This is a genomic window from Actinomycetospora rhizophila, from assembly GCF_042657905.1.
Taxonomy (GTDB): domain Bacteria; phylum Actinomycetota; class Actinomycetes; order Mycobacteriales; family Pseudonocardiaceae; genus Actinomycetospora; species Actinomycetospora rhizophila.
Window position 1 is genome coordinate 525,669 of record NZ_JBHSKG010000001.1, and the last position, 20,268, is coordinate 545,936.

18 protein-coding genes are annotated in these 20,268 nt (G+C 74.5%); 8 read left to right on the forward strand and 10 right to left on the reverse strand.

The window, feature by feature from the left end:
* The first annotated feature begins 119 nt into the window (after nucleotides 1–119).
* Nucleotides 120–2,384, forward strand: a complete 2,265-nt coding sequence (locus ACFPK1_RS02535) for a carbon starvation CstA family protein (RefSeq protein WP_378019312.1) — start codon at nucleotides 120–122, stop codon at nucleotides 2,382–2,384.
* The gene (locus ACFPK1_RS02540) at nucleotides 2,384–2,575 is read left to right on the forward strand and encodes a YbdD/YjiX family protein (protein WP_378019313.1); all 192 of its coding nucleotides are present in this window, start codon (nucleotides 2,384–2,386) and stop codon (nucleotides 2,573–2,575) included. The genes ACFPK1_RS02535 and ACFPK1_RS02540 overlap by 1 nt, the downstream gene beginning before the upstream one ends.
* A gap of 90 nt (nucleotides 2,576–2,665) precedes the next feature.
* Here the strand turns inward: ACFPK1_RS02540 and ACFPK1_RS02545 are convergent, their stop codons facing one another.
* From ACFPK1_RS02545 to ACFPK1_RS02575, 7 genes are all read right to left on the reverse strand, one after another.
* On the reverse strand, nucleotides 2,666–4,495 hold the full coding sequence (locus ACFPK1_RS02545) for a phosphoenolpyruvate carboxykinase (GTP) (RefSeq protein ID WP_378019314.1): 1,830 nt from the start codon (nucleotides 4,493–4,495) through the stop codon (nucleotides 2,666–2,668).
* Nucleotides 4,496–4,700: 205 nt separating this feature from the next.
* On the reverse strand, nucleotides 4,701–5,609 hold the full coding sequence (locus tag ACFPK1_RS02550; protein WP_378019315.1) for an NAD-dependent protein deacetylase: 909 nt from the start codon (nucleotides 5,607–5,609) through the stop codon (nucleotides 4,701–4,703).
* Between the two features lie 72 nt (nucleotides 5,610–5,681).
* Entirely contained in the window at nucleotides 5,682–7,100 is a 1,419-nt protein-coding gene (locus tag ACFPK1_RS02555; protein WP_378019316.1) for a metallopeptidase TldD-related protein, read from the reverse strand.
* Nucleotides 7,097–8,602, reverse strand: a complete 1,506-nt coding sequence (locus tag ACFPK1_RS02560) for a TldD/PmbA family protein (protein WP_378019317.1) — start codon at nucleotides 8,600–8,602, stop codon at nucleotides 7,097–7,099. The genes ACFPK1_RS02555 and ACFPK1_RS02560 overlap by 4 nt, the downstream gene beginning before the upstream one ends.
* 53 nt (nucleotides 8,603–8,655) lie before the next feature.
* The gene (locus ACFPK1_RS02565) at nucleotides 8,656–8,976 is read right to left on the reverse strand and encodes a DUF6802 family protein (RefSeq protein WP_378019318.1); all 321 of its coding nucleotides are present in this window, start codon (nucleotides 8,974–8,976) and stop codon (nucleotides 8,656–8,658) included.
* Between the two features lie 10 nt (nucleotides 8,977–8,986).
* Complete coding sequence (locus ACFPK1_RS02570; protein WP_378019319.1) at nucleotides 8,987–10,654, reverse strand: hypothetical protein; 1,668 nt, start codon at nucleotides 10,652–10,654, stop codon at nucleotides 8,987–8,989.
* A 32-nt stretch (nucleotides 10,655–10,686) separates the two neighbouring features.
* Nucleotides 10,687–12,060, reverse strand: a complete 1,374-nt coding sequence (locus ACFPK1_RS02575) for a dynamin family protein (RefSeq protein ID WP_378019320.1) — start codon at nucleotides 12,058–12,060, stop codon at nucleotides 10,687–10,689.
* Between the two features lie 180 nt (nucleotides 12,061–12,240).
* Here ACFPK1_RS02575 and ACFPK1_RS02580 point away from each other — a divergent pair, with 180 nt between their 5' ends.
* The 5 genes from ACFPK1_RS02580 (at nucleotide 12,241) to ACFPK1_RS02600 (ending at nucleotide 16,037) form a co-directional block, all read left to right on the forward strand.
* A complete protein-coding gene (locus ACFPK1_RS02580; protein WP_378019321.1) occupies nucleotides 12,241–12,687 on the forward strand; it encodes a hypothetical protein in 447 nt (148 codons plus the stop codon).
* Nucleotides 12,688–12,803: 116 nt separating this feature from the next.
* Nucleotides 12,804–13,079 (forward strand): hypothetical protein, encoded by a 276-nt coding sequence (locus tag ACFPK1_RS02585; RefSeq protein WP_378019322.1) that lies wholly within the window; start codon nucleotides 12,804–12,806, stop codon nucleotides 13,077–13,079.
* A gap of 134 nt (nucleotides 13,080–13,213) precedes the next feature.
* Nucleotides 13,214–13,900, forward strand: coding sequence for a tRNA (guanosine(46)-N7)-methyltransferase TrmB (trmB, locus tag ACFPK1_RS02590; RefSeq protein WP_378019551.1), 687 nt, complete (start codon nucleotides 13,214–13,216; stop codon nucleotides 13,898–13,900).
* Nucleotides 13,901–13,941: 41 nt separating this feature from the next.
* The gene (locus tag ACFPK1_RS02595) at nucleotides 13,942–14,643 is read left to right on the forward strand and encodes an NYN domain-containing protein (protein ID WP_378019323.1); all 702 of its coding nucleotides are present in this window, start codon (nucleotides 13,942–13,944) and stop codon (nucleotides 14,641–14,643) included.
* Nucleotides 14,644–14,771: 128 nt separating this feature from the next.
* Nucleotides 14,772–16,037, forward strand: coding sequence for an amidohydrolase family protein (locus ACFPK1_RS02600; RefSeq protein WP_378019552.1), 1,266 nt, complete (start codon nucleotides 14,772–14,774; stop codon nucleotides 16,035–16,037).
* Nucleotides 16,038–16,050: 13 nt separating this feature from the next.
* Here the strand turns inward: ACFPK1_RS02600 and ACFPK1_RS02605 are convergent, their stop codons facing one another.
* The gene (locus ACFPK1_RS02605; RefSeq protein WP_378019324.1) at nucleotides 16,051–17,394 is read right to left on the reverse strand and encodes an MFS transporter; all 1,344 of its coding nucleotides are present in this window, start codon (nucleotides 17,392–17,394) and stop codon (nucleotides 16,051–16,053) included.
* A gap of 50 nt (nucleotides 17,395–17,444) precedes the next feature.
* Nucleotides 17,445–17,906 carry a MarR family winged helix-turn-helix transcriptional regulator gene (locus tag ACFPK1_RS02610; protein ID WP_378019325.1) on the reverse strand — a complete coding sequence of 154 codons (462 nt, stop codon included), beginning with the start codon at nucleotides 17,904–17,906 and terminating at the stop codon, nucleotides 17,445–17,447.
* Between the two features lie 92 nt (nucleotides 17,907–17,998).
* On the opposite strand from ACFPK1_RS02610, the gene ACFPK1_RS02615 reads away from it, so the two are divergent.
* The gene (locus tag ACFPK1_RS02615; protein WP_378019326.1) at nucleotides 17,999–19,888 is read left to right on the forward strand and encodes a propionyl-CoA synthetase; all 1,890 of its coding nucleotides are present in this window, start codon (nucleotides 17,999–18,001) and stop codon (nucleotides 19,886–19,888) included.
* On the opposite strand, the gene ACFPK1_RS02620 is transcribed toward ACFPK1_RS02615, so the two are convergent.
* A complete protein-coding gene (locus ACFPK1_RS02620) occupies nucleotides 19,885–20,250 on the reverse strand; it encodes a hypothetical protein (protein ID WP_378019327.1) in 366 nt (121 codons plus the stop codon). The genes ACFPK1_RS02615 and ACFPK1_RS02620 overlap by 4 nt on opposite strands.
* Nucleotides 20,251–20,268: the final 18 nt, after the last annotated feature.

A 20,268-nucleotide genomic window follows, 5' to 3' on the forward strand; every position in this document is an offset into this window, starting at 1 on the left:
GCCGGTCCCCGACCGTGGCGCGCGGATCGCCCCGACGGCCACCTCGTGTAGTCGATCGAGGACAGAGTGCACCCGATGCACCTATTCTCCCTCCGGGTCCGATCGGAGCGGAGGTCACGATGACGACGACGTCGAGTGGATCGGGCGGCGTGGCGGCGCCGTCCGAACGGGAGCTGCCCCCGACGGCGGTCGACGACGAGGTGCTGGAGCACGAGCGCAGGCGCTGGACCCCGGCCCGGATCGCGATCTGGGGGGCCATCGCGCTGCTCGGCGGGCTGGGCTGGGTGATGCTCGCGATCATCCGCGGCGAGTCGGTGAACGCCATCTGGTTCGTCTTCGCCGCGGTGTGCACCTACCTCATCGCCTACCGCTTCTACTCGTCCTACATCGAGCGCAAGCTGCTGCGCCCCGACGACCGGCGCGCCACCCCGGCCGAGCACTCCGAGAACGGCCAGGACTACATGCCGACCGACCGGCGGGTGCTCTACGGGCACCACTTCGCCGCGATCGCCGGCGCCGGCCCGCTGGTCGGCCCGGTCCTCGCCGCGCAGATGGGCTACCTGCCCGGCACGATCTGGATCATCGTCGGCGTGGTCCTGGCCGGCGCCGTCCAGGACTACCTGGTGCTGTTCTTCTCGATGCGCCGCGGCGGGCGCTCGCTGGGGCAGATGGCCCGCGACGAGCTCGGGGTGATCGGTGGCGCCGCCGCCGTCGTCGCGACGCTCGCCATCATGATCATCCTGATCGCGGTGCTCGCGCTGGTGGTCGTGCAGGCGCTGGGCGAGAGCCCGTGGGGTGTCTTCTCGGTGGCGATGACCATCCCGATCGCCCTCTTCATGGGATTCTACCTGCGCTTCCTGCGTCCCGGGAAGGTCGGCGAGGTCTCCGCGATCGGCGTCGCGCTGCTGCTGCTCGCGATCGTCGCCGGCGGCTGGGTCTCCGAGAGCGGCCTGGCCGAGTACTTCACGTTCAGCCGCACGAGCCTCGCCTGGGGCGTCGTCATCTACGGCGTGATCGCGGCGATCCTGCCGGTGTGGATGCTCCTCGCGCCGCGCGACTATCTCTCGACGTTCATGAAGATCGGGACGATCGTGCTGCTCGCCGTCGCGATCGTCGTGGTGCGCCCCGACGTCATGGCGCCGGCGATCAGTGAGTTCGCCGGCCGCTCCGACGGCCCGGTCGTCCCCGGGCCGCTCTTCCCGTTCCTCTTCGTGACGATCGCGTGCGGTGCCCTGTCCGGCTTCCACGCGCTGATCTCGTCGGGGACGACGCCCAAGCTGATCGAGAAGGAGCGCCAGACGCGCTTCATCGGCTACGGCGGGATGCTCATGGAGTCGTTCGTGGCGATCATGGCGCTGGTCGCCGCGATCTCGATCGACCGCGGCATCTACTTCGCGATGAACGCCCCGGCGGCGATGACCGGCGGCACGGTCGAGACCGCGGCGCTCTGGGTCAACAACCTCGGGCTCACGGGGGTGAACATCACCCCCGACGTGCTCGCCGGCACCGCCCAGGCCGTCGGCGAGGAGTCCATCGTCTCGCGCACCGGCGGGGCGCCGACCCTCGCGCTGGGCCTGGCGAACATCCTCGCGCAGATGTTCGGCGGCGCCGCGCTGATGAGCTTCTGGTACCACTTCGCGATCATGTTCGAGGCCCTGTTCATCCTCACGGCGGTGGACGCGGGCACGCGGGTCGCGCGCTTCATGCTCCAGGACGCGGTGGGCACGTTCGTCCCGAAGTTCAAGGACATGTCCTGGCGGCCCGGGGTCTGGATCGGCACGCTGATCATGGTCGGTGGCTGGGGCGGCATCCTGATCATGGGTGTCACCGATCCGCTCGGCGGGATCAACACGCTCTTTCCGCTCTTCGGCATCGCCAACCAGCTCCTCGCGGCGATCGCACTGGCGGTCTGCCTGGCCATCGTCGCCCGGCGGGGGACGGTCACGTACCTGTGGATCGTGCTGGTCCCGCTGGTCGCGGTCACGGTGATCACGGTGACGGCGTCGCTGTACAAGATCTTCTCGCCGGTGCCGGGCGTCGGCTACTGGGCGCAGAACGCGGCGTACCGCGAGGCCATCGCGGCGGGCAGGACGAGCATGGGTGCCGCCAAGACGCCCGCACAGATGGAGGCCGTCGTCCGCAACACCTTCATCCAGGGCACGCTCTCGATCATCTTCCTGGTGCTCGCGGTCATCGTGATCGCGGCCGCGACGGCGGCGGCGATCCGGTCGGTGCGCGCCGGGGGGAGGCCGAGCAACGAGGAGGAGTCGGTGCCCTCGGCCCTCTACGCGCCCTCGGGCCTGGTGAGCCAGCCCGCGGAGAAGGAGCTCGAGAAGCGCTGGCTCGCCGAGGTCGGGGCGCCGTCGCGGGGCGGGGGGCACTGATGGACACGGTCGTGCGGGCCTGGCGCGGGCTCGCCTGGTGGATGCGCGGGGTGGTCGGGGCGAACGCGTACGAGCAGTACCTCGCCTCCCACCACCGCCGCGGTCACGACCACGCGCCGATGACCGAGCGCGAGTTCTGGCGCGCCCGCATCGACCACCAGGAGCGGAACCCGCAGGGGCGCTGCTGCTGAACGGCCGCACCCCGGAGACACGAACGGCGCTCTTGCTGCTTGCGTACCAGCGAGAGCGCCGTTCGTTCGTCCCGGGCGGGACCTAGCTCCCTAGCTCGCGTCGAGACGCTGCTTGAGGGCGTCGAGCTCGTCGCGCATCGAGGTCGGCAGCTTCTCGCCGATCTTGGCGAACCACTCCTCGATGAGCGGCAGCTCCTCGCGCCACTCGTCGACGTCGAAGCGCAGGGACGCCTCGATGTCCTCGATCGGCTCGGACAGGCCCTCGGTGTCGATCTGGTCGGCGCTCGGCACGTGCCCGATCGGCGTCTCGGTGGCCGCGGCCTTGCCCTCGAGCCGCTCGATGATCCACTTGAGCACGCGGCTGTTCTCGCCGAACCCGGGCCACAGGAAGCGGTTGTCCTCGCCCCGGCGGAACCAGTTGACGTAGAAGATCGACGGCAGCTTGGTGGCGTCGGCGTTCTTGCCCACGTCCACCCAGTGCTGGAAGTAGTCGCCGACGTTGTAGCCGAGGAAGGGCAGCATCGCCATCGGGTCGCGGCGGACCTGGCCCTTGCCGCCCTTGGCCGCGGCCGTCATCTCGCTGGACATCGTGGCGCCCATGAAGGTGCCGTGCTGCCAGTCGAACGACTCGGTGACCAGCGGGATCGTCGTCTTGCGCCGGCCACCGAACAGGATCGCCGAGATCGGCACACCCTGCGGGTCGTCCCACTCGGGGGCGACGACGGGGCACTGCGAGATCGGGACCGTGTAGCGCGAGTTCGGGTGCGCGGCCGGCTTGGCCGAGCCGGGCGTCCAGTCGTCGCCGGTCCACGCGGTGAGGTGCTGGGGGTCGCCCTCCAGCCCCTCCCACCAGACGTCGCCGTCGTCGGTCAGCGCGACGTTGGTGAACAGGGCGTTGCCGTGCTCGATGGTGCGCATCGCGTTCGGGTTGGTCTTCCAGTTCGTCCCGGGCGCGACGCCGAAGAAACCGAACTCCGGGTTCACCGCGTAGAGCCGGCCGTCGCCCCCGAACCGCATCCAGGCGATGTCGTCACCGACGGTCTCGGCGCGCCAGCCGGGGATGGTGGGCTGGAGCATCGCGAGGTTCGTCTTGCCGCAGGCCGACGGGAACGCGGCCGCGATGTAGTACGCCTTCTCCTCCGGGCTGATCAGCTTGAGGATCAGCATGTGCTCGGCGAGCCAGCCCTCGTCGCGCGCCATCGCCGAGGCGATGCGCAGCGAGTAGCACTTCTTGCCCAGCAGCGCGTTGCCGCCGTACCCGGACCCGAAGCTCCAGATCTCGCGGGTGTCGGGGAAGTGGCTGATGTACTTGGTGTCGTTGCACGGCCACTTGACGTCCTGCTGGCCGGGCTCGAGCGGCGCGCCGACCGAGTGCAGCGCGGGGACCCACTCGGTGTCGCCCTCGTCGAGGCGCTTCGCCACCTCGGGGCCCATGCGGGTCATGATGTGCATCGAGGTGACGACGTAGGCGCTGTCGGAGATCTCGACGCCCAGCTTGGGGTGCTCGGCCTTCACCGGCCCCATGCAGAACGGGATCACGTACATCGTCCGGCCGGCCATGCACCCGCGGTACAGCTCGGTCATCGTGGCCTTCATCTCGGCCGGGTCCATCCAGTTGTTGGTGACCCCGGCGTCGGCCTCGTTGACCGAGCAGATGAAGGTGCGCTCCTCGACCCGCGCGACGTCGTCGGGGTCGGAGGCGGCGTAGAACGAGTTCGGCTTCTTCTCCGGGTCGAGCTGCGTGTACGTGCCGGCCGCGACGAGCTCCTTGGTCAGCCGGTCCCACTCGTCCTGGGACCCGTCGCACCACACGACCTGGTCCGGCGTGGTCAGCTCGGCGACCTCGGCCACCCAGTCGATCACCTCGCGGCGTCGGATCGGCGGGTTCTCGAGTCCTCGGATGGTCGGAACAGCAGTCATGCGTCTCCTCGGTCGCTGGCTCGCTCGCCGGAACGCCGCGGACCGCGAAGCGGCCCCGGTCGCCTCGGGAAAGGAGTCATCGCCGGTCACGGCGCCGTGACCGGTGGTGTACTCCGTCGGTGGTGCTCGACGTTAACGAGACTTCCTGAGAAGGACACCGCCAGGTGCTGTCGGGGGCCTCACTTCCACGATCAAGCTGAACGATTCAGGCCCGATCGGGCAAACGGAGGGTGTCGAGCGCGGCCGGCAGCACCTCGCCGAGGGCACCGGTCAACCGGATGCCGGCCACACCGTCGGCACGGCTCGGACCGCTGGTCACGACCGCGATCGGCAGGCCGCGGCGCGCGGCGGCGTGCACGAAGCGCAGGCCCGACATGACCGTGAGCGACGATCCGAGCACCACGAGTGAGCGAGCCCGCTCCACGAGCGCGAAGCAGTGGTCCACACGCGGACGCGGGACCGATTCACCGAAGAAGACGACGTCCGGCTTCAACGGCCCGTCACCACAGGCCGGGCAGGCGGTCATCGCGAAGCGGTCGAGCTCGTCGTCGGGCAGCTCGGCGTCGCCGTCGGGGTTGATCTCGACGGCGCGGGCGTCGAAGCCGGGGTTGAGGGCGGTGAGGCGCCGCTGGACCTCCGCGCGCGACGGCGCCGCCCGGCAGCCGAGGCACACGACGCGGTCGAGGGCCCCGTGCAGCTCGACGACGTCGCGCGCGCCCGCGGCCTGGTGCAGCCCGTCGACGTTCTGGGTGATCACGCCGGCGACCAGGCCGGCGCGCTGCAGGGCGGCGACGGCGCGGTGCCCGTCGTTCGGGCGGGCGGCGGCCATCTGCGGCCAGCCGACGTGGCTGCGCGCCCAGTACCGGTGGCGCGCGACGGGGTCGCCGACGAAGGCCTCGTAGGTCATGGGGGCGTGGCGGCGCGCCGCGCTCGTCGGGCCGCGGTAGTCGGGGATGCCGGAGTCGGTGGAGATCCCCGCGCCGGTGAGCACCAGCGCGCCGCCCTCGGCGAGCAGCGTGGCGAGCGCGGGGACGTCGCCGCGGACCGGGACCTCGGCCTCCCACGCCTCCTGCGGCGCGGTGTAGCGCATCAACGACCGGACCACGGTGTCCATGATGCGCCTCCGGCGCACGTGAGTGTTCTGGGTCGCCGGAGCGACCCGGAACACTCACGTGGCCGCAGGCCATCACCGCCCCGGGGACACCGAGGTCATGTGGAAGTCGGGCACGCGCAGCGGGGGCATGGCGGCGCGGGTGAACCAGTCCTTCCACTCCCGTGGCAGCGTCCGCTCGGTGGTGCCGGCCTCCGTGGCGCGGCGCAGGAGGTCGAGCGGCGACTCGTTGAAGCGGAAGTTGTTGACCTCGCCGACGATCTCGCCGCGCTCGACGAGGTAGACGCCGTCGCGGGTCAGGCCCGTGAGCAGCAGCGTCGTCGGGTCGACCTCGCGGATGTACCAGAGGCAGGTCAGCAGCAGGCCGCGCTCGGTCGAGGCCACCATCTCCTCGAGTGTCGCCTCCTCGCCGCCGGTGAGGACCAGGTTGTCGGTGGGCGCCGCGAACGGGGCGTCGTACTCGGCCGCGGCGGCGCGGGGGTACGCGAGCGTCGCGACCTCGCCGTCGCGCACCCACTCCACCCGCCCGGTGGTGGCCCCGTTGTCGAACACCGAGACCTCGTCGCCGGAGTAGGTCGTCGCCAGCACCGGCGTGTAGGCGAGGTCGGGGAAGCCGGGCGCGGCCGGGTCGCCGGCCAGGGTCAGCGGCAGCGGGCCGAGGCGCTCGCCGACCCGGGTGCCGCCGGCCCGGGAGAACGCCGAGCGGCCCTCCTGCGCGGGCCGCCCGCCCATCGACCACGCCATGTAGATCATCAGGTCGGACACCGCCGACGGCGGCAGGATCGTCTCGTGGCGCCCGGCGGGCAGGTCGAGCCGGCGCCGGCCCCACGGCAGCCGGTCGCGCAGGCGCCCGACCAGCGCGGTGACGTCGACGTCGGCGACGTCGGTGGCGCCCTCGCCGCCCCACACCGACGTGCCGGTCGCCGGGTCCTTGAGGTTCAGCTCGACCGCCCCGCCCGGTTCCGCCCAGCGCCGCCGCACCCCCGCCGAGGTGCCCAGCCAGGTGGTGGTGACGCGGTGGTCGGCGAACCCGAACGACGCCTCGTCGGGCCGGAACGACGCTCCGAGCTCCTCGGCGAGCCGGCCGAAGACGGCCATCGAGGTCGCGCCGGCGGGCTCCTCCCAGTCGGCGGGGGTGTCTCCGCCCGCGGAGGGCAGCGGGGCGGCGTCGCGCGCCGGACCGGCCCGGCGGGCGGCCTGCACCGCGCCCGCCACCGCCTCGGCGATCACGGCGTCGCCCTCGGGGCCGGCCGCGAGCGCGGTGGGCGCGGGCACGGTGGCCACGCCGGCGCCCGTCCCGCCCTCGAGCGGCACCAGCATGATCACCGACAGGCGGCGCTCGACGGTCTGCCCGTTGGTCGTGAGCGTGGAGTTCGCCCAGCGCACGACGGCCTCGGACACCTCGCGGACCGTCGCCACCGCGCCGGCGTCGGGCGCCTGGCGCGCCGCGATCGCGAGCGTGCGCTCGACCAGCGCCGACCCCGGCGCGCTCACGACCCGCTCCCCGTGTTCAGCACGGTCACGCCGCGCAGCAGCGCCGAGGGACACCCGTGGCTGACGGGCGCGACCTGGCCGGGCTGGGCCTTGCCGCAGTTGAACGCCCCGCCCAGGCGCCACGTCGAGCGCCCGCCGACCGCCTCGAGCGAGCCCCAGAAGTCGGTCGTCGTGGCCTGGTAGGCGACGTCGCGGACCTGGCCGACGAGCTTGCCGCCGCGGATGCGGTGGAACCGCTGGCCGGTGAACTGGAAGTTGTAGCGCTGCATGTCGATCGACCAGGAGCGGTCGCCCACGATGTAGATGCCGTCCTCCACGCCGTCGATCAGCGCCGCGGTCGACCGGTCGGTGTCCGGGTCGGCGCGCAGCGACACGTTCGCCATCCGCTGCAGCGGCACGTGCTCCGCGGAGTCGGCGTACGCGCAGCCGTTGGAGCGGTCCAGCCCGAGGCGCGGCGCGAAGGAGCGGTCGACCTGGTAGCCGACGAGTACGCCGTCGCGCACGAGGTCGAAGTCCTGCGCGGCGACGCCGTCGTCGTCCCAGCCGACGCTCGCGAGCCCGTGCGGCACCGTCCGGTCGCCGGTGACGGTGAGGACGTCGCTGCCGTAGCGCAGGGTGCCGAGCTTGTCCGGCGTCGCGAAGCTCGTGCCGGCGTAGGCGGCCTCGTAGCCGATCGCCCGGTCGTACTCGGTGGCGTGCCCGATCGACTCGTGGATGACCAGCCAGAGGTTGGTCGGGTCGATGACGAGGTCGGTCGGCCCGGCCACGACGCTCGGCGCCGCCACCTTCTCGGCCAGCAGGTCGGGCAGCTCGGCGAGCTCGCCGTCCCAGTCCCAGCCCGTGCCGGTGAGGTACTCCCAGCCGCGCCCTGTCGGCGGCGCGAGGGTCCGCAGCGTCTCGAAGCCGCCGCCGGCCCGGTCGACGGTGGTGATCGTGACGTCGGGGTCGACGCGGACGCGCTGCTGCGTGGTGGTGGTGCCGGCGGTGTCGGCGTAGAACGTCTGCTCCTTGACCGCCACGCTGCTCGCGGCGACGTGGTCGACACCCGGCGCGGCGAGCAGGCCCGTCGACCGCTCGGCCAGCAGGCCGATCTTGTCGGCGACGTCCACCGACCACGGGTCCACGTCGTAGGGGGAGACCCAGGTGACGCCGGCGTGCACCGGCTCGTCGGCGAGGGTGACCCGCTCGGTGGCGAGGGCGGCGAGCGTCCCCGACACCTCGAGGGCCCGCCGCGCGGTCGCCGCGGCCGTCTCGGGCGTGAGGTCGACGTGCGCGGCGAAGCCCCACACGCCGTCGCGCAGCACGCGCACCGCGAGGCCGACGGTCTCCTGGTCGGCGGCGACCACGACCCGTCCGTCGCGCAGCTCCAGGTGCTGGCTGCGCAGGCGGTGCACGCGCAGGTCGGCGTGCTGGGCCCCGCCGCGGCGGGCGGCGTCGAGGGCGGCGTCGGCGAGCGCGGCACGGGGCAGGGCGAGGAAGTCCGCGTCCACCGCATGCGTCACGGGGCTGACCACGAGCGCCGAACCTACCCGGACGCGCCCGCGCAGCGGCGCATTCAGCCGCCGCGGACCCACCGTCCGGTCGCGGGGTCGATGGTCGGCGCCGGCGGGACGGGGCCCTCGTCCCACGCGAGGTCCTCGGTGGTGACCCGGCCGTCGTCGTGCACGCGGGTGACCACGTCGACCCGCGCGTCGCCGTCGAGGTCGGTGCCCAGCACCAGCGCGTCGGGCTCGGGCACCACGGCGGTGTCGGGACGACCGTCGGCGTCGCTGTCGACGGTGGCGGCGCCGAGGGCGTGGGCACCGATGAGCAGCTCCGGGGCAGGGCCCGCCGGGTCGACGAACGCCTCGGGGTGGAGCTCGGGGACATCGACCATGTCCCCGAGGCTAGGTCGCGGGCGCGGACCGCGGGTGCGGTTCGGCCACATCCACGCGGTCGCGCAGCTCGGCGAGCCGGCGCAGCAGCGTCTCCGCGCGGTCGCGGCCCTCGCGCGCCTCGGCGGCGGTGCGGGCGGCGGCCCGGTCGGCCTCGGCGCGGTCGGTGCCCGCGCGGCGCACGGCGTCCAGCGCGTCGTCGAGGTCGCGCGCCCGGTTCTCGAGCGCGGCGTCGAGGGCGAGCGTCACCTCCCGCTCGGTGGTGATCAGGGCGTCGGCGAGCACGCGCTCGAGGTCGCCGCGCACCTCGGCGAGCGCCTCGACCGACCACTGGCGCAGGTGCGCCCGGTCGGCGGCCAGGCGGCGGGCGCGCGCGACCCAGCCCGCCGCGCCCAGCCCGAGGCCCACCGACACCGGCACGAGGGCCGCCCCGAGCGCGGCCGGCGCGATCGGCACCGCGAGCAGCGGCAGCAGCGCGAGTCGCGACAGCCCGAGACCGCCCGAGGCGCCGGCGACGACGAGCAGCCGGTCCTCGGCCGGGCGCGTCCGCGGGGCGGGCACGAGGGCGGGCTCGCCGAGGTCGGCGACGCGCAGCGCCGGCAGCTCGCCGGCGGGCACGAGGTCGGCGAGGGTCGCGGCCACCAGGTCGCGCAGCCGCGTCCCGAGCCCCGCGACGACCTCGGCCGCGAGGGTCTCGACGTCGCCCGCGAGCTCCCGCGGCACCGCCGCGAGCCCCGCGCGGTCGGCGTCGTCGATCCGCGCGCGCACCGCGACGCCCAGCGCGCGCACCCGGGCGGCGAGGTCGTCGGTGGCCGCGACCCGGGCGGCGGCGAGATCGGAGCGCCAGCGCGTGTGGTGGTCGCGGCGCAGGGCCGACCGGGCGGCGAGCAGCTCGTCGCGCCGTCGGGCGAGGTCCCCGCCGGCCGGAGTCCGCAGCGCCGTGCGGGTCGCCTCGGCGCGCGCCGCCACCCCGTCCAGGGCGCCGGCGAGCAGGCGCAGCGCGTTGGCCTCGGCGAGCATCCGTCGCCGGCGCGCGACGAGCCGGTGCAGCTCGCGCTGCAGGGCGGCGAGGCCCGAGCGCCGGCGCAGGGCCGCGGCGCCGTCCGGGGGGACGCCGGCGGCCCGCCGCGCCAGCGCCGCCGACACCGGGAACCACGGCGCGTCCGCCAGCCGCGGCACGTGCGCGGCGACGAGCGCGCGGTCGGCCTCGAGGACGGTGCGCCAGCCCCGGTGGGCCTCGGTGCGGGTGAGCGCGAAGACCACGGTGTCGACGCGGGCGGCGGCGCGGGCCAGCGCGTCGAGCTCGTCGGCCCCCAGCGGCGCGGCCGCGTCGGCGAGCACCAGGGCGGCCGTGACCCCGTCGACCGGCCACGTGCCGGGGTCGGCCGGGCGGGCCGGCACGACGAGGTCGAGCTCCTCGAGCAGGGGCACGGGCAGGGGGCCGTGGCTGGCGCGGACGGTCCCGTCGGCGCCGGGCCCGGGCGCGGCGTCGAGCCCGAGCAGGGCGGCCAGCAGCTCCCGGCGACCGCGACCCGGGGCGCCGACCAGCGCCACCGTGGGCCGGGCCGGGGGCGGCGGCGCGGCGGCCCGGGCGGCGGCGTCGGGGTCGAGGCGGGCGAGCAGGGTGCCCAGCGCCTCCCGGGTGCGGGCGATCTCGGCCGGGATGTCGCTGGACGTCATGGGTCGAGCTCCGCTCCGCTCCGTCTCCCGGGTCACGCCGTCAGCTCCCGCCACAGCCGCACGTAGGTGCGGTGCACGACGTGCGCGAGGTCGGCGATGCGGCGCGGCGCGCCCCACGCCCCGTAGGCCCGCCACCAGGCGGCGCGCCGGGACGCGTGGCCGGCGAGCTCCACCGGGTGCGCGCCCGGGTGCGCCAGGCGGACGTCGGGTGGGCCCGGCGCCGCGAGCCGGTCGACCTCGTCGAACAGGTCGGCGGGCAGCCCGAGCGCGCCGGCTCGCAGCCGGGCGCGGGCGGCGAGCAGCGCCCGCTCGGCGAACGCCTCCCGACGGGCGAGCGAGCCGGCGGCGTCGACGATCCGCGTGCCCTCCCCGGCGGGCGCCTCCTCGGCCGCCTCCGCCCGGGCCCGCACGTCCCCGAGGGCGGCGAGGTCGCGCAGCCCGGCCGCGGCGGCGTGCAGGTCGGTGCGGGCGCGCACCTCGTCGTGCAGCCGGCCGACCAGCGACGCGAGGCCGGACGCGGCGAGCAGGGCGTCGCACAGCTCCCCGACCCCGGCCGACGCGTCGGCGCGCAGCAGGGCGAGCCCGAGCGCCAGACCCCGCAGGTCGAGCAGCTCGAGCAGCCGCACCCGCGCCTCGACTCCCACGGGCAGCTCCGCGGTGGTGAACAGCTCCGCGTCGAGCAGCGCCACCTCGAGCACCGCGGGGTCGGCGCCCGCGAGCAGGCGCAGCGCGCCGACGTCCTCGGTGCGCAGCGCACCGGTGACCGCGGTCTCGGCGAGCAGCCCGATCACCGGCGTCACCGGCCCCACCCGGTCGCCCAGGCGCCGGCCCAGGTCGACGGCGAGCTCGCGCCCGTCGTCGGGCCCGACGGTGTCGGCGCGGCCGAGCACCGCCACCACGCCGGCGGGCCCGTGGGTGGCCGGGCCGGGCAGGACGTCGAGGTCGCCCGCGTGCGCCGTCGCGGGCAGCACCACCAGCGCCGCGTCCGCGTGCGCCCCGCCGGTCGGGCCGGGCGGGCGGCGGGCCGAGCCGGTGCCCGGGGTGTCGATCACGGTCAGCCCGTCGAGCGCGGCGCTCGTCAGCGTGACCACCAGGTGGTCGACGTCCTCGGGCCGCACGCCCAGCCGGTCGCCCACCGCGGCGGGGACGCGCCCGCCGGCGGCCAGCGGGAGCGGGCGGCGGGTGCCGTCGACGAGCACGACGTCCAGCCGGTCGACCGGGCCCCGGACGTAGGTGGCGGTCAGGCCGGTGCACTCGCCGGCGCCGGTGGGCGCGACCCGGCGGCCGACCAGGGCGTTGACCAGCGTCGACTTGCCCGACGACACCGGGCCGGCGACGACGAGCGAGGGCGTCGCGAGCATCCGGGCGGCGATGGCCTCGACCTCGTCGGCGGTGGGCAACGACACCCGGGGCGCCAGCGCACGGCATGTCGCGACGACAGCGCTGCGCAGAGGGCCCACAGTCGTCGCAGAGTAGGCGCACGGCCGGTCACAGAGGGGCCGGTCGCGCAGGTCGCGAAGGGTTTCGCGTGATCGCCCGTCGGGGGAGACTGCTCACGAACCGTCACGCGGGAGGGGAAGCACCCAGTGCTCGACACCGGCACGTACCTCTTCATCGTCGCCGTCGGCGGCGTCATCACGCTGGTGGTGGGCCAGATCCTCATGCGGTCGGGCATCGGGTTCCTGCGCGACGTGTTCGACTCCGAGGAGACCGCGGTCTCCGCCAACCGCCTGCTCGGCGTGCTGTTCCACCTGATCGCGCTCGGGTTCCTCGCCCTGATCTCGACCTACCGGCCTTTCGACGTCCAGGGCACCGTCCAGATCGTCATCACCCAGCTCGGCGGCGTCATGCTGCTGCTCGGTGTCCTGCACGGCCTGACGCTGCTGCTGCTGGCGCGCATCCGCAGCCGCCGCCGCAGCGAGACGATCGAGTCGGAGATGACCGCGCAGTACGAGCAGCAGCGGCGCGCCCGGCAGAACCCCCGCCAGCAGGTGATCGAGGGCGGTCCCCCGTCCGGCGGAGCGTCGCACTGACCAGCGGGTCCACGCGGGCCGTCCGAGCACCTCGGATCGCCCGACCGGGCGATCCTTCGTTCTATGGCTAACCCGCTCCGAGAGCGCAGCGATGTGCGGGTGTGACCCTCGTCCCCTTGACCCGTCGCCCGGCGCGTGTCGCGGCCGAGCCGCTGACCATGCCGATGCCGCGGCTCGCCGATGTCGTGCACGCGGTGACCGCGACGTTCGGCTCCGCCGGGTGGACGCTGCGGTTCGGCCCGTCCGGTCAGCAGGTCGTGGTCGACCGGCTCGCCGACGCGCACGCCGCCGCCCGCCGGCTCGTGGGTGGGGTGCTCGGTATCCCCGCGGCCGCCGTCCGTATCCGGATCACCCCTGATCGCGCCACCCTCGCCCCGCTGCGTCGCTCCTGAGCCCAGCACCGGCCGCGGTCCGGGACCCGTGTGAAGATCGGGGGGTGGCAGGGCCCGAGCACGACACGCTGTCGACGTCCGGAGGGGACGTCCGGCGTCGCTCGATCCTGAGCTTCACCGACCGCGGCGGGCGGATGACCGCCGGCCAGCAGCGCGCCTGGGACCGGCTCTGGCCCCGCTTCGGCGCCCTCGCTCCGGGCTTCGACCGGGAGGGTGCGGGGCCACCACCACCGACCCGTGACGGGCTGCTGGACGCGCCGGCCTGGTTCGGTCGCGAGGCACCCCTGCGTCTCGAGATCGGCTCCGGGATGGGCGAGACGACCGCGGCGCTGGCCGCCGCCGAGCCCGACGCCGACCACGTCGCCGTCGAGGTCTACCCGCCCGGCCTCGCGCAGCTCCTCATGCGGATCGAGGAGCGCGGCCTCGAGAACCTGCGGCTCCTGCGCGGCGACGCCGTGGTCGTGCTCTCCGAGCTCGTGGCCCCGGGCGCGCTCGCCGGCCTGCGCGTCTACTACCCCGACCCGTGGCCCAAGCGCCGTCACCACAAGCGCCGCCTGATCCAGCCCGCGACCGTCGCGCTGATGGCGTCGCGTCTCGCGCCCGGAGCGACGCTGCACCTCGCGACGGACGTCGAGGACTACGCCGAGTGGATGCTCGAGGTGACCGACGCCGAGCCGCTGCTGGAGAACCCGCACGGCGGCTTCGCGCCGCGCCCGGAGTGGCGTCCGCGCACCAAGTTCGAGTCCCGCGCGGAGCAGGAGGGACGTCCCAGCCGGGATCTCCTCCTGGTGCGGACGGCCCCGGAGGGGGGCACCCCCTGAGCACGCGTCGCGTCCGGCGGCGGGCGGTTAGAGTCGGGCCCGTGTCGCCGTCCCCCTCGCCCGCCGACCTGGCCACCCCGCCCACCGCGCTGACCGGCGGCGTGGTCGAGGAGACGAGCACGGCCGGGCAGGGCTCCGAGGACGCGCCGCCGAGCCGCACGCTGCTCGTCTGGGACGCGCCCAACATCGACATGAGCCTCGGCTCGCTGCTCGGCACGCGCCCCACGTCGGCGTTCCGCCCGCGCTTCGACGCGGTCGGCCGCTGGCTGCTCTCCGAGGCCGGCCCGGACGGGCTCGCCGAGGCCACGGTGTTCACCAACGTCGTGCCGGGCTCCACCGAGATCGTGCGGCCCTGGGTCGAGGCGCTGCGCAACGTCGGCTTCGCGGTGTTCGCCAAGCCCAAGGTCGCCGACGACTCCGACGTCGACGAGGACATGCTCGCCCACATCGAGGCGCGCCGCGTCGAGGGCGGCCTCACCCACGTCGTCGTGGCCTCGGGCGACGGCCGCGCGTTCCGCGAGCCGCTCGAGGACCTCGTCGCGGCGGGCGTCACGGTCACGGTGATCGGTTTCCGCGAGTACGCCGCGTTCGCCGTGGCGTCCGAGATCGTCGACTTCCTCGACCTCGAGGACATCGAGGGCGTGTTCCGCGAGCCGCTGCCGCGCGTCAGCCTCGACACGCTGCCCGACGCCGGCGCCTGGCTGCCCCCGCTGCGCTCCCTGCGCTCGCTGCTGGAGCGTTGATGCTGCGCACGTGAGTGATGTGGGTCGTCCCGGCGACCCGGATCACTCACGAGGCCGTAGGCCATCATGGCGGCGTGACGACCGCACGCCGCCTGCACGCCCCGATCGTCCTGCCCTGCGACGAGGCCATGAGCGTCCTGCGCGACGCCGTGGTCGACGTCGACGAGACCGGGCGGATCGCGCACGTCGGGCCCCTCGCGGACGCCCCCGCCACCGCCGCGCCGGTGCAGCGGGTGACCGGCCTGCTCATGCCGGGGCTGGTCAACACCCACGCCCACACCCCGCTCACCGTGCTGCGCGGCAAGGGCGGCGACCTGCCGCTGATGCGCTGGCTGACCGAGGTCGTGTGGCCCGCCGAGGCGAAGCTGGGCCCCGCGGACGTGCGCGACGGGATGCTCGCGGGCACCGCGGAGATGCTGCGCGGCGGCGTCACCACCTCGACCGAGATGTACTTCCAGAACGAGAACGTGGTCGAGGCCGTGCTCGCGATCGGCTCCCGGGTGGTGCTGACCCCGGGGATCATCACCGCGCCCGGGATGGAGCGATTCGGCACCTGGCAGCAGATGCGCGACGCGATCACGCGCTGGATCGACGCCGACGGGCTGCGCTCCGGGCCGGCCGAGCGCATCGAGCTGGGCTACGGCCCGCACTCGGCCTACACGCTGCCGACCGAGGCGATCGTCAGCACCGCCGCGCTGGCGAAGGAGCGCGGCGCGCTGCTGCACATGCACGTGGCCGAGGCGCCCGGCGAGGACGACGCGGTGCGCGCGGAGTACGGGTCGGTGCCCGCGATGATGGAGGCGACGGGCTCGCTGGGCGGGCGGGTGCTCGCCGCGCACGCCATCCAGCTCTCCGACGACGACGTCGCGATCCTCGCCCGCCACGACGTCGCCGTGGCCCACTGCCCGGGGTCGAACGCCAAGCTCGCGGCGGGCGTCGCCCGGCTCACCGACCTGCGCGCGGCCGGCGTCCGCACCGGGCTGGGCACCGACTCGCCGGCCTCGAACGACGACCTCGACCTGTGGGAGGAGCAGCGCCTCGCCTCGCTGTTCGCCCGCCAGCGCGGCGCCGACGCGACCGCGCTGACCGCGGCCGGCGCGCTCGCCATGGCCACCCGCGAGGGCGCCCGCGCGCTGGGCCGCGACGACCTCGGCGTGCTGGCGCCCGGCGCCTGGGCGGACATGGCGCACGTGCGGGTCGACGACGCGGCGTTCGTCGACCCGGACGACGACGACCAGCTGATCTCGAACCTCGTGTGGGCCAGCGGCTCGCGGGGGGTGCGCGACGTGTGGGTGGCCGGCGAGCCGGTGCTCGCCGACGGCGCCCCGACCCGCGTCGACCCCGCCGAGGTGCTCGCCGGGGCCCGCCGCGTGGCCGCCAAGGTCCGTATGTGAGTGGTTCCTGCCCCTATGGCGTGGACAATCGCTCACGTGGGAGGGCCACGGCGACCACGAGGGCGGCGGCGAGAACGAGGGCGCCGGCGACGAGGTAGGCGGTGCGGAAGCCCGCGGCGGCGGCGACCGCGGCCAGCACGGCGATGCCGATCGCCCCGCCGACCTGCTGGCCGGTGTTCGCGAGCCCCGAGGTCAGGCCGGCGGTGTCGGCGTCGGCGTCGCTCATGACCACCGACGTCACCGACGGCAGCACCAGCCCGGCTCCGAGGCCCAGCAGGAGGAGCGCCGGCAGGAGGTCGGTGAGGTACGCCGTGCCGGGCGCGAGCACCAGCACCGCGAAGCCCGCCAGCAGCAGCGCCAGCCCGGCGAGCAGCACCCGGCGCGCCGTGAACCGGGCGATCACCGGCCCCGCGACCCGCAGCGCGACCACCCCGATCACCGCGGCGACCGGCAGCATCGCCAGGCCCGTCCCGCCCGGCGAGTAGCCGAGCACCTGCTGCAGGAACAGCGCGGTGGCGAACTGGAAGCCCATCATCGCGGCCACCGTGAGCACCTGCGCGAGGTTGCCGAACGACACCGACCGTGAACGCAGCACCGCGAGCGGCACGAGCGGCGACGCCGCCCGGGCCTGGCGCACCCCGAAGCCGGCGAGCAGCACGAGCGCCACCCCGCCCGCGAGCGCGTGGACCTCCACGATCGCGAACACCAGCGCCGCGAGCCCGAGCGTCACGAGCGCCGCCCCGAGGAGGTCCGGCGCCGCGCCCCCGGACCGGCGGGGATCCGGCGCCAGCACCCACAGCGCCAGCACCGTCGCCGCGACCCCGATCGGCACGTTGACGAGGAAGATCGCGCGCCAGCCGACGGCCTCGGTGAGCACGCCACCCAGCAGCAGCCCGAGCGACGCCCCCGCCGCCCCGACGAACGCGTAGGCGCCGAGGGCCCGCGCACGATCCCGGGAGTCGTCGAACAGCGCCACGACCATCCCCAGCACCACCGACGACGCCATCGCCGCGGCGACGCCCTGCACGGCACGGGCGGCCACGAGCACGGCCGGGCCGGTGGCGAGCCCGCACGCCAGCGAGGCGAGCGTGAACAGCACCAGCCCGGCGACGAGCATCCGGCGCCGGCCCGCGAGGTCGCCGAGACGCCCGGCGAGCAGGAGCAGCCCGCCGAGCGGGACGAGGTAGGCGTTGACCGTCCACGACAGCCCGGTGGCGGTGAAGCCGAGGTCGTCGCGGAGCGCGGGCAGGGCGACGCTGACGATCGTCCCGTCCAGGATGATCATGAGCATGGTCGTGCTGAGCACCGCGAGCGCGACCCAGGGGGACGCGGGGCGGGTGCGGTCGGCGAGCAGCATGGTCCGACCGTAGCAGAACGTCTATTGCGGAACTATCTCGAATGGACCCATCATGTTCGGGACGACCGGCGGGGCCGGGTGTCGTGCCCGTCGCCGCGCAGCGGGCCCTCGACCAGCCGGGTCAGCCCGCCCACCACGGCGTCGCGGTCGGCGCCGAGCACGCCGAGGACCTCGTCGTACAGCGCGCTGATGACGGTCGCGGCCTTCTCGACCAGGGCCTCGCCCTCGGCGGTGGTCTCGACGATCCGGGCGCGCCGGTCGGTCGGCGACGGCACGCGGCGCGCGAGCCCGGCCCGCTCGAGGCCGTCGAGGGTCGTGACCATCGTGGTCTTGTCGAGCAGGGCGTCCTCGGCGATCTGGCCCTGCGTGCGGTCGCCGGCGGAGGCCTTGTCGAGGACGCAGTACTGGCGCGCGGTGAGGCCGAGGTCGGCGAGCGCCGTGGTCATCCGGGCTGCGAGCGACTCGCTCGCCTTGTCCACGAGGAAGCTCAGGTCCGGGGTCACGCGCGCCATGTCGTCAGCGTACGGAACCTTCCACAACGGAACGATCCGTGCGGCCGGTCGGACGGTGCGCGGGGTCCGGGCGCGTGGCTAGGGTCCGGGCCATGAGTGGCGAGTACCGGCAGGCCTACGACCGCAGCATGAACGACCCCGACGGATTCTGGCGCGAGGCCGCCGGCCTGATCGACTGGTACCGCGAGCCCGAGACGATCGTGGACGCGTCGGCGCTGCCGTTCTCGCAGTGGTTCGTCGGCGGCGAGCTCAACACCTGCCACAACGCCCTCGACCGCCACGTCGACGGCGGGCGCGGCGACCAGGTCGCCCTGATCCACGACTCGCCCGTGACCGACGACCGGCAGCGCTTCACCTACCGCGAGCTGCGCGACCGTGTCGCCGCGTTCGCGGGCGTCCTGCGCGCGCAGGGAGTCGGCAAGGGCGACCGCGTGATCATCTACATGCCGATGATCCCCGAGGCGGCCGTCGCCATGCTCGCCTGCGCGCGGCTCGGGGCGATCCACTCGGTGGTCTTCGGCGGGTTCGCCGCCCGCGAGCTCGCCGTGCGCATCGACGACGCCACGCCCTCGGCGATCGTCAGCGCGTCCTGCGGCATCGAGGGCAAGCGGATCGTCGAGTACAAGCCGCTGCTCGACAAGGCCATCGAGCTCGCCTCGCACGACCCGGGTCCCTCGATCGTCTTCCAGCGCCCGCAGTACACCGCCGAGATGGGCGCGCGCGACGTCGACTGGGCCGAGGCCGTGAAGCACGCCGAGCCCGCCGAGTGCGTGCCGGTCGCGGCCACCGACCCGCTCTACGTCCTCTACACCTCGGGCACCACCGGCAAGCCCAAGGGCGTCCAGCGCGACAACGGCGGGCACGCCGTCGCCCTGGCGTGGTCGATGACCAACATCTACGACGTCGGACCCGGCGAGGTCATGTTCACCGCCTCCGACGTCGGCTGGGTCGTCGGGCACTCCTACATCGTCTACGCGCCGCTGCTGATCGGGGCGACGACCGTGCTCTACGAGGGCAAGCCGATCGGCACCCCCGACGCCGGCCAGTTCTGGCGCGTGGTGCAGGAGCACGGCGTCAAGGCGCTCTTCACCGCGCCGACGGCGTTCCGCGGCATCAAGAAGGAGGACCCGGACGCGACGTACCTGCAGCAGTACGACATCTCCAGCCTCCGGACGCTCTTCCTCGCCGGCGAGCGCCTCGACCCCGAGACCTGGACGTGGGCGTCGGAGAAGCTCGGCGTGCCGGTGGTCGACCACTGGTGGCAGACCGAGACGGGCTGGCCGATCGCCGCCAACCTGCGCGGCCTCGAGCCGATGGAGCTCAAGGCCGGCTCGCCGTCGGTGGTCGTCCCCGGCTACCAGGTGGAGATCCTCGACGTCGACGGCACCGTGCTGCCGCACGGCGAGGAGGGCGCGATCACGATCAAGCTCCCGCTGCCGCCGGGCTGCCTGCAGACGCTGTGGCAGGACGACGAGCGCTTCCGCGAGTCGTACATGTCGCGCTACGAGGGCTACTACCTCACCGGCGACGGCGGCTACCTCGACGAGGACGGCTACCTCTACGTCATGGGCCGCACCGACGACGTCATCAACGTCGCCGGCCACCGCCTGTCGACCGGGTCGATGGAGGAGGTCCTCTCGGGGCACCAGGACGTCGCCGAGTGCGCCGTGATCGGGGTGCACGACGCCATGAAGGGCCAGGTCCCGCGCGGGTTCGTCGTGCTCAAGGCCGGTGTCGAGCGTGACGAGGCCGAGCTTTCCGCCGAGCTGGTGACGATGGTCCGCGACGAGGTCGGCGCCGTCGCGTCGTTCAAGAACGTCGCGATCGTCCCGGCGCTGCCCAAGACCCGCTCGGGCAAGGTGCTGCGCAAGACCATGCGCGGCATCGCCGACGGCAAGGACGAGGCGGTGCCCTCGACCATCGACGACGCGAGCGTGCTCGACACCCTGCGCCCGGTGCTGCAGAAGGGGCCGGACGTCTAGTGCTCCTCGGGTAGGTCGAGGAGGGTGAGGACGGCGATCCGGTAGCCGTCCTCGCCCGCCACGAGCTGGTAGCAGAAGCGCTCGGCCGGGCCGTGGCCGTGGTCCCAGGTCACGTCGGCCCAGACGCCGACCGGGCCCTCACCCATGATCGTGATGGTGGGGTCGGCGGCGGCGGTGTCCTCGTACTGCGACCAGGACGAGGCGAAGAACGCCGCGGTCTGCCCGCGGTCGCCCACCGCGATCGAGGTGCCGGGGAAGAGCACGAGCGCGGGCACGGCGTAGAGATCGGCGACGGCCTGCTCGTCGCGGGCGAGCAGGGCCGCCGCGTAGGCGGCGAAGAAGGTCTCGACGGTGTCGGTCACGGTGGCGACGCTAGGGAC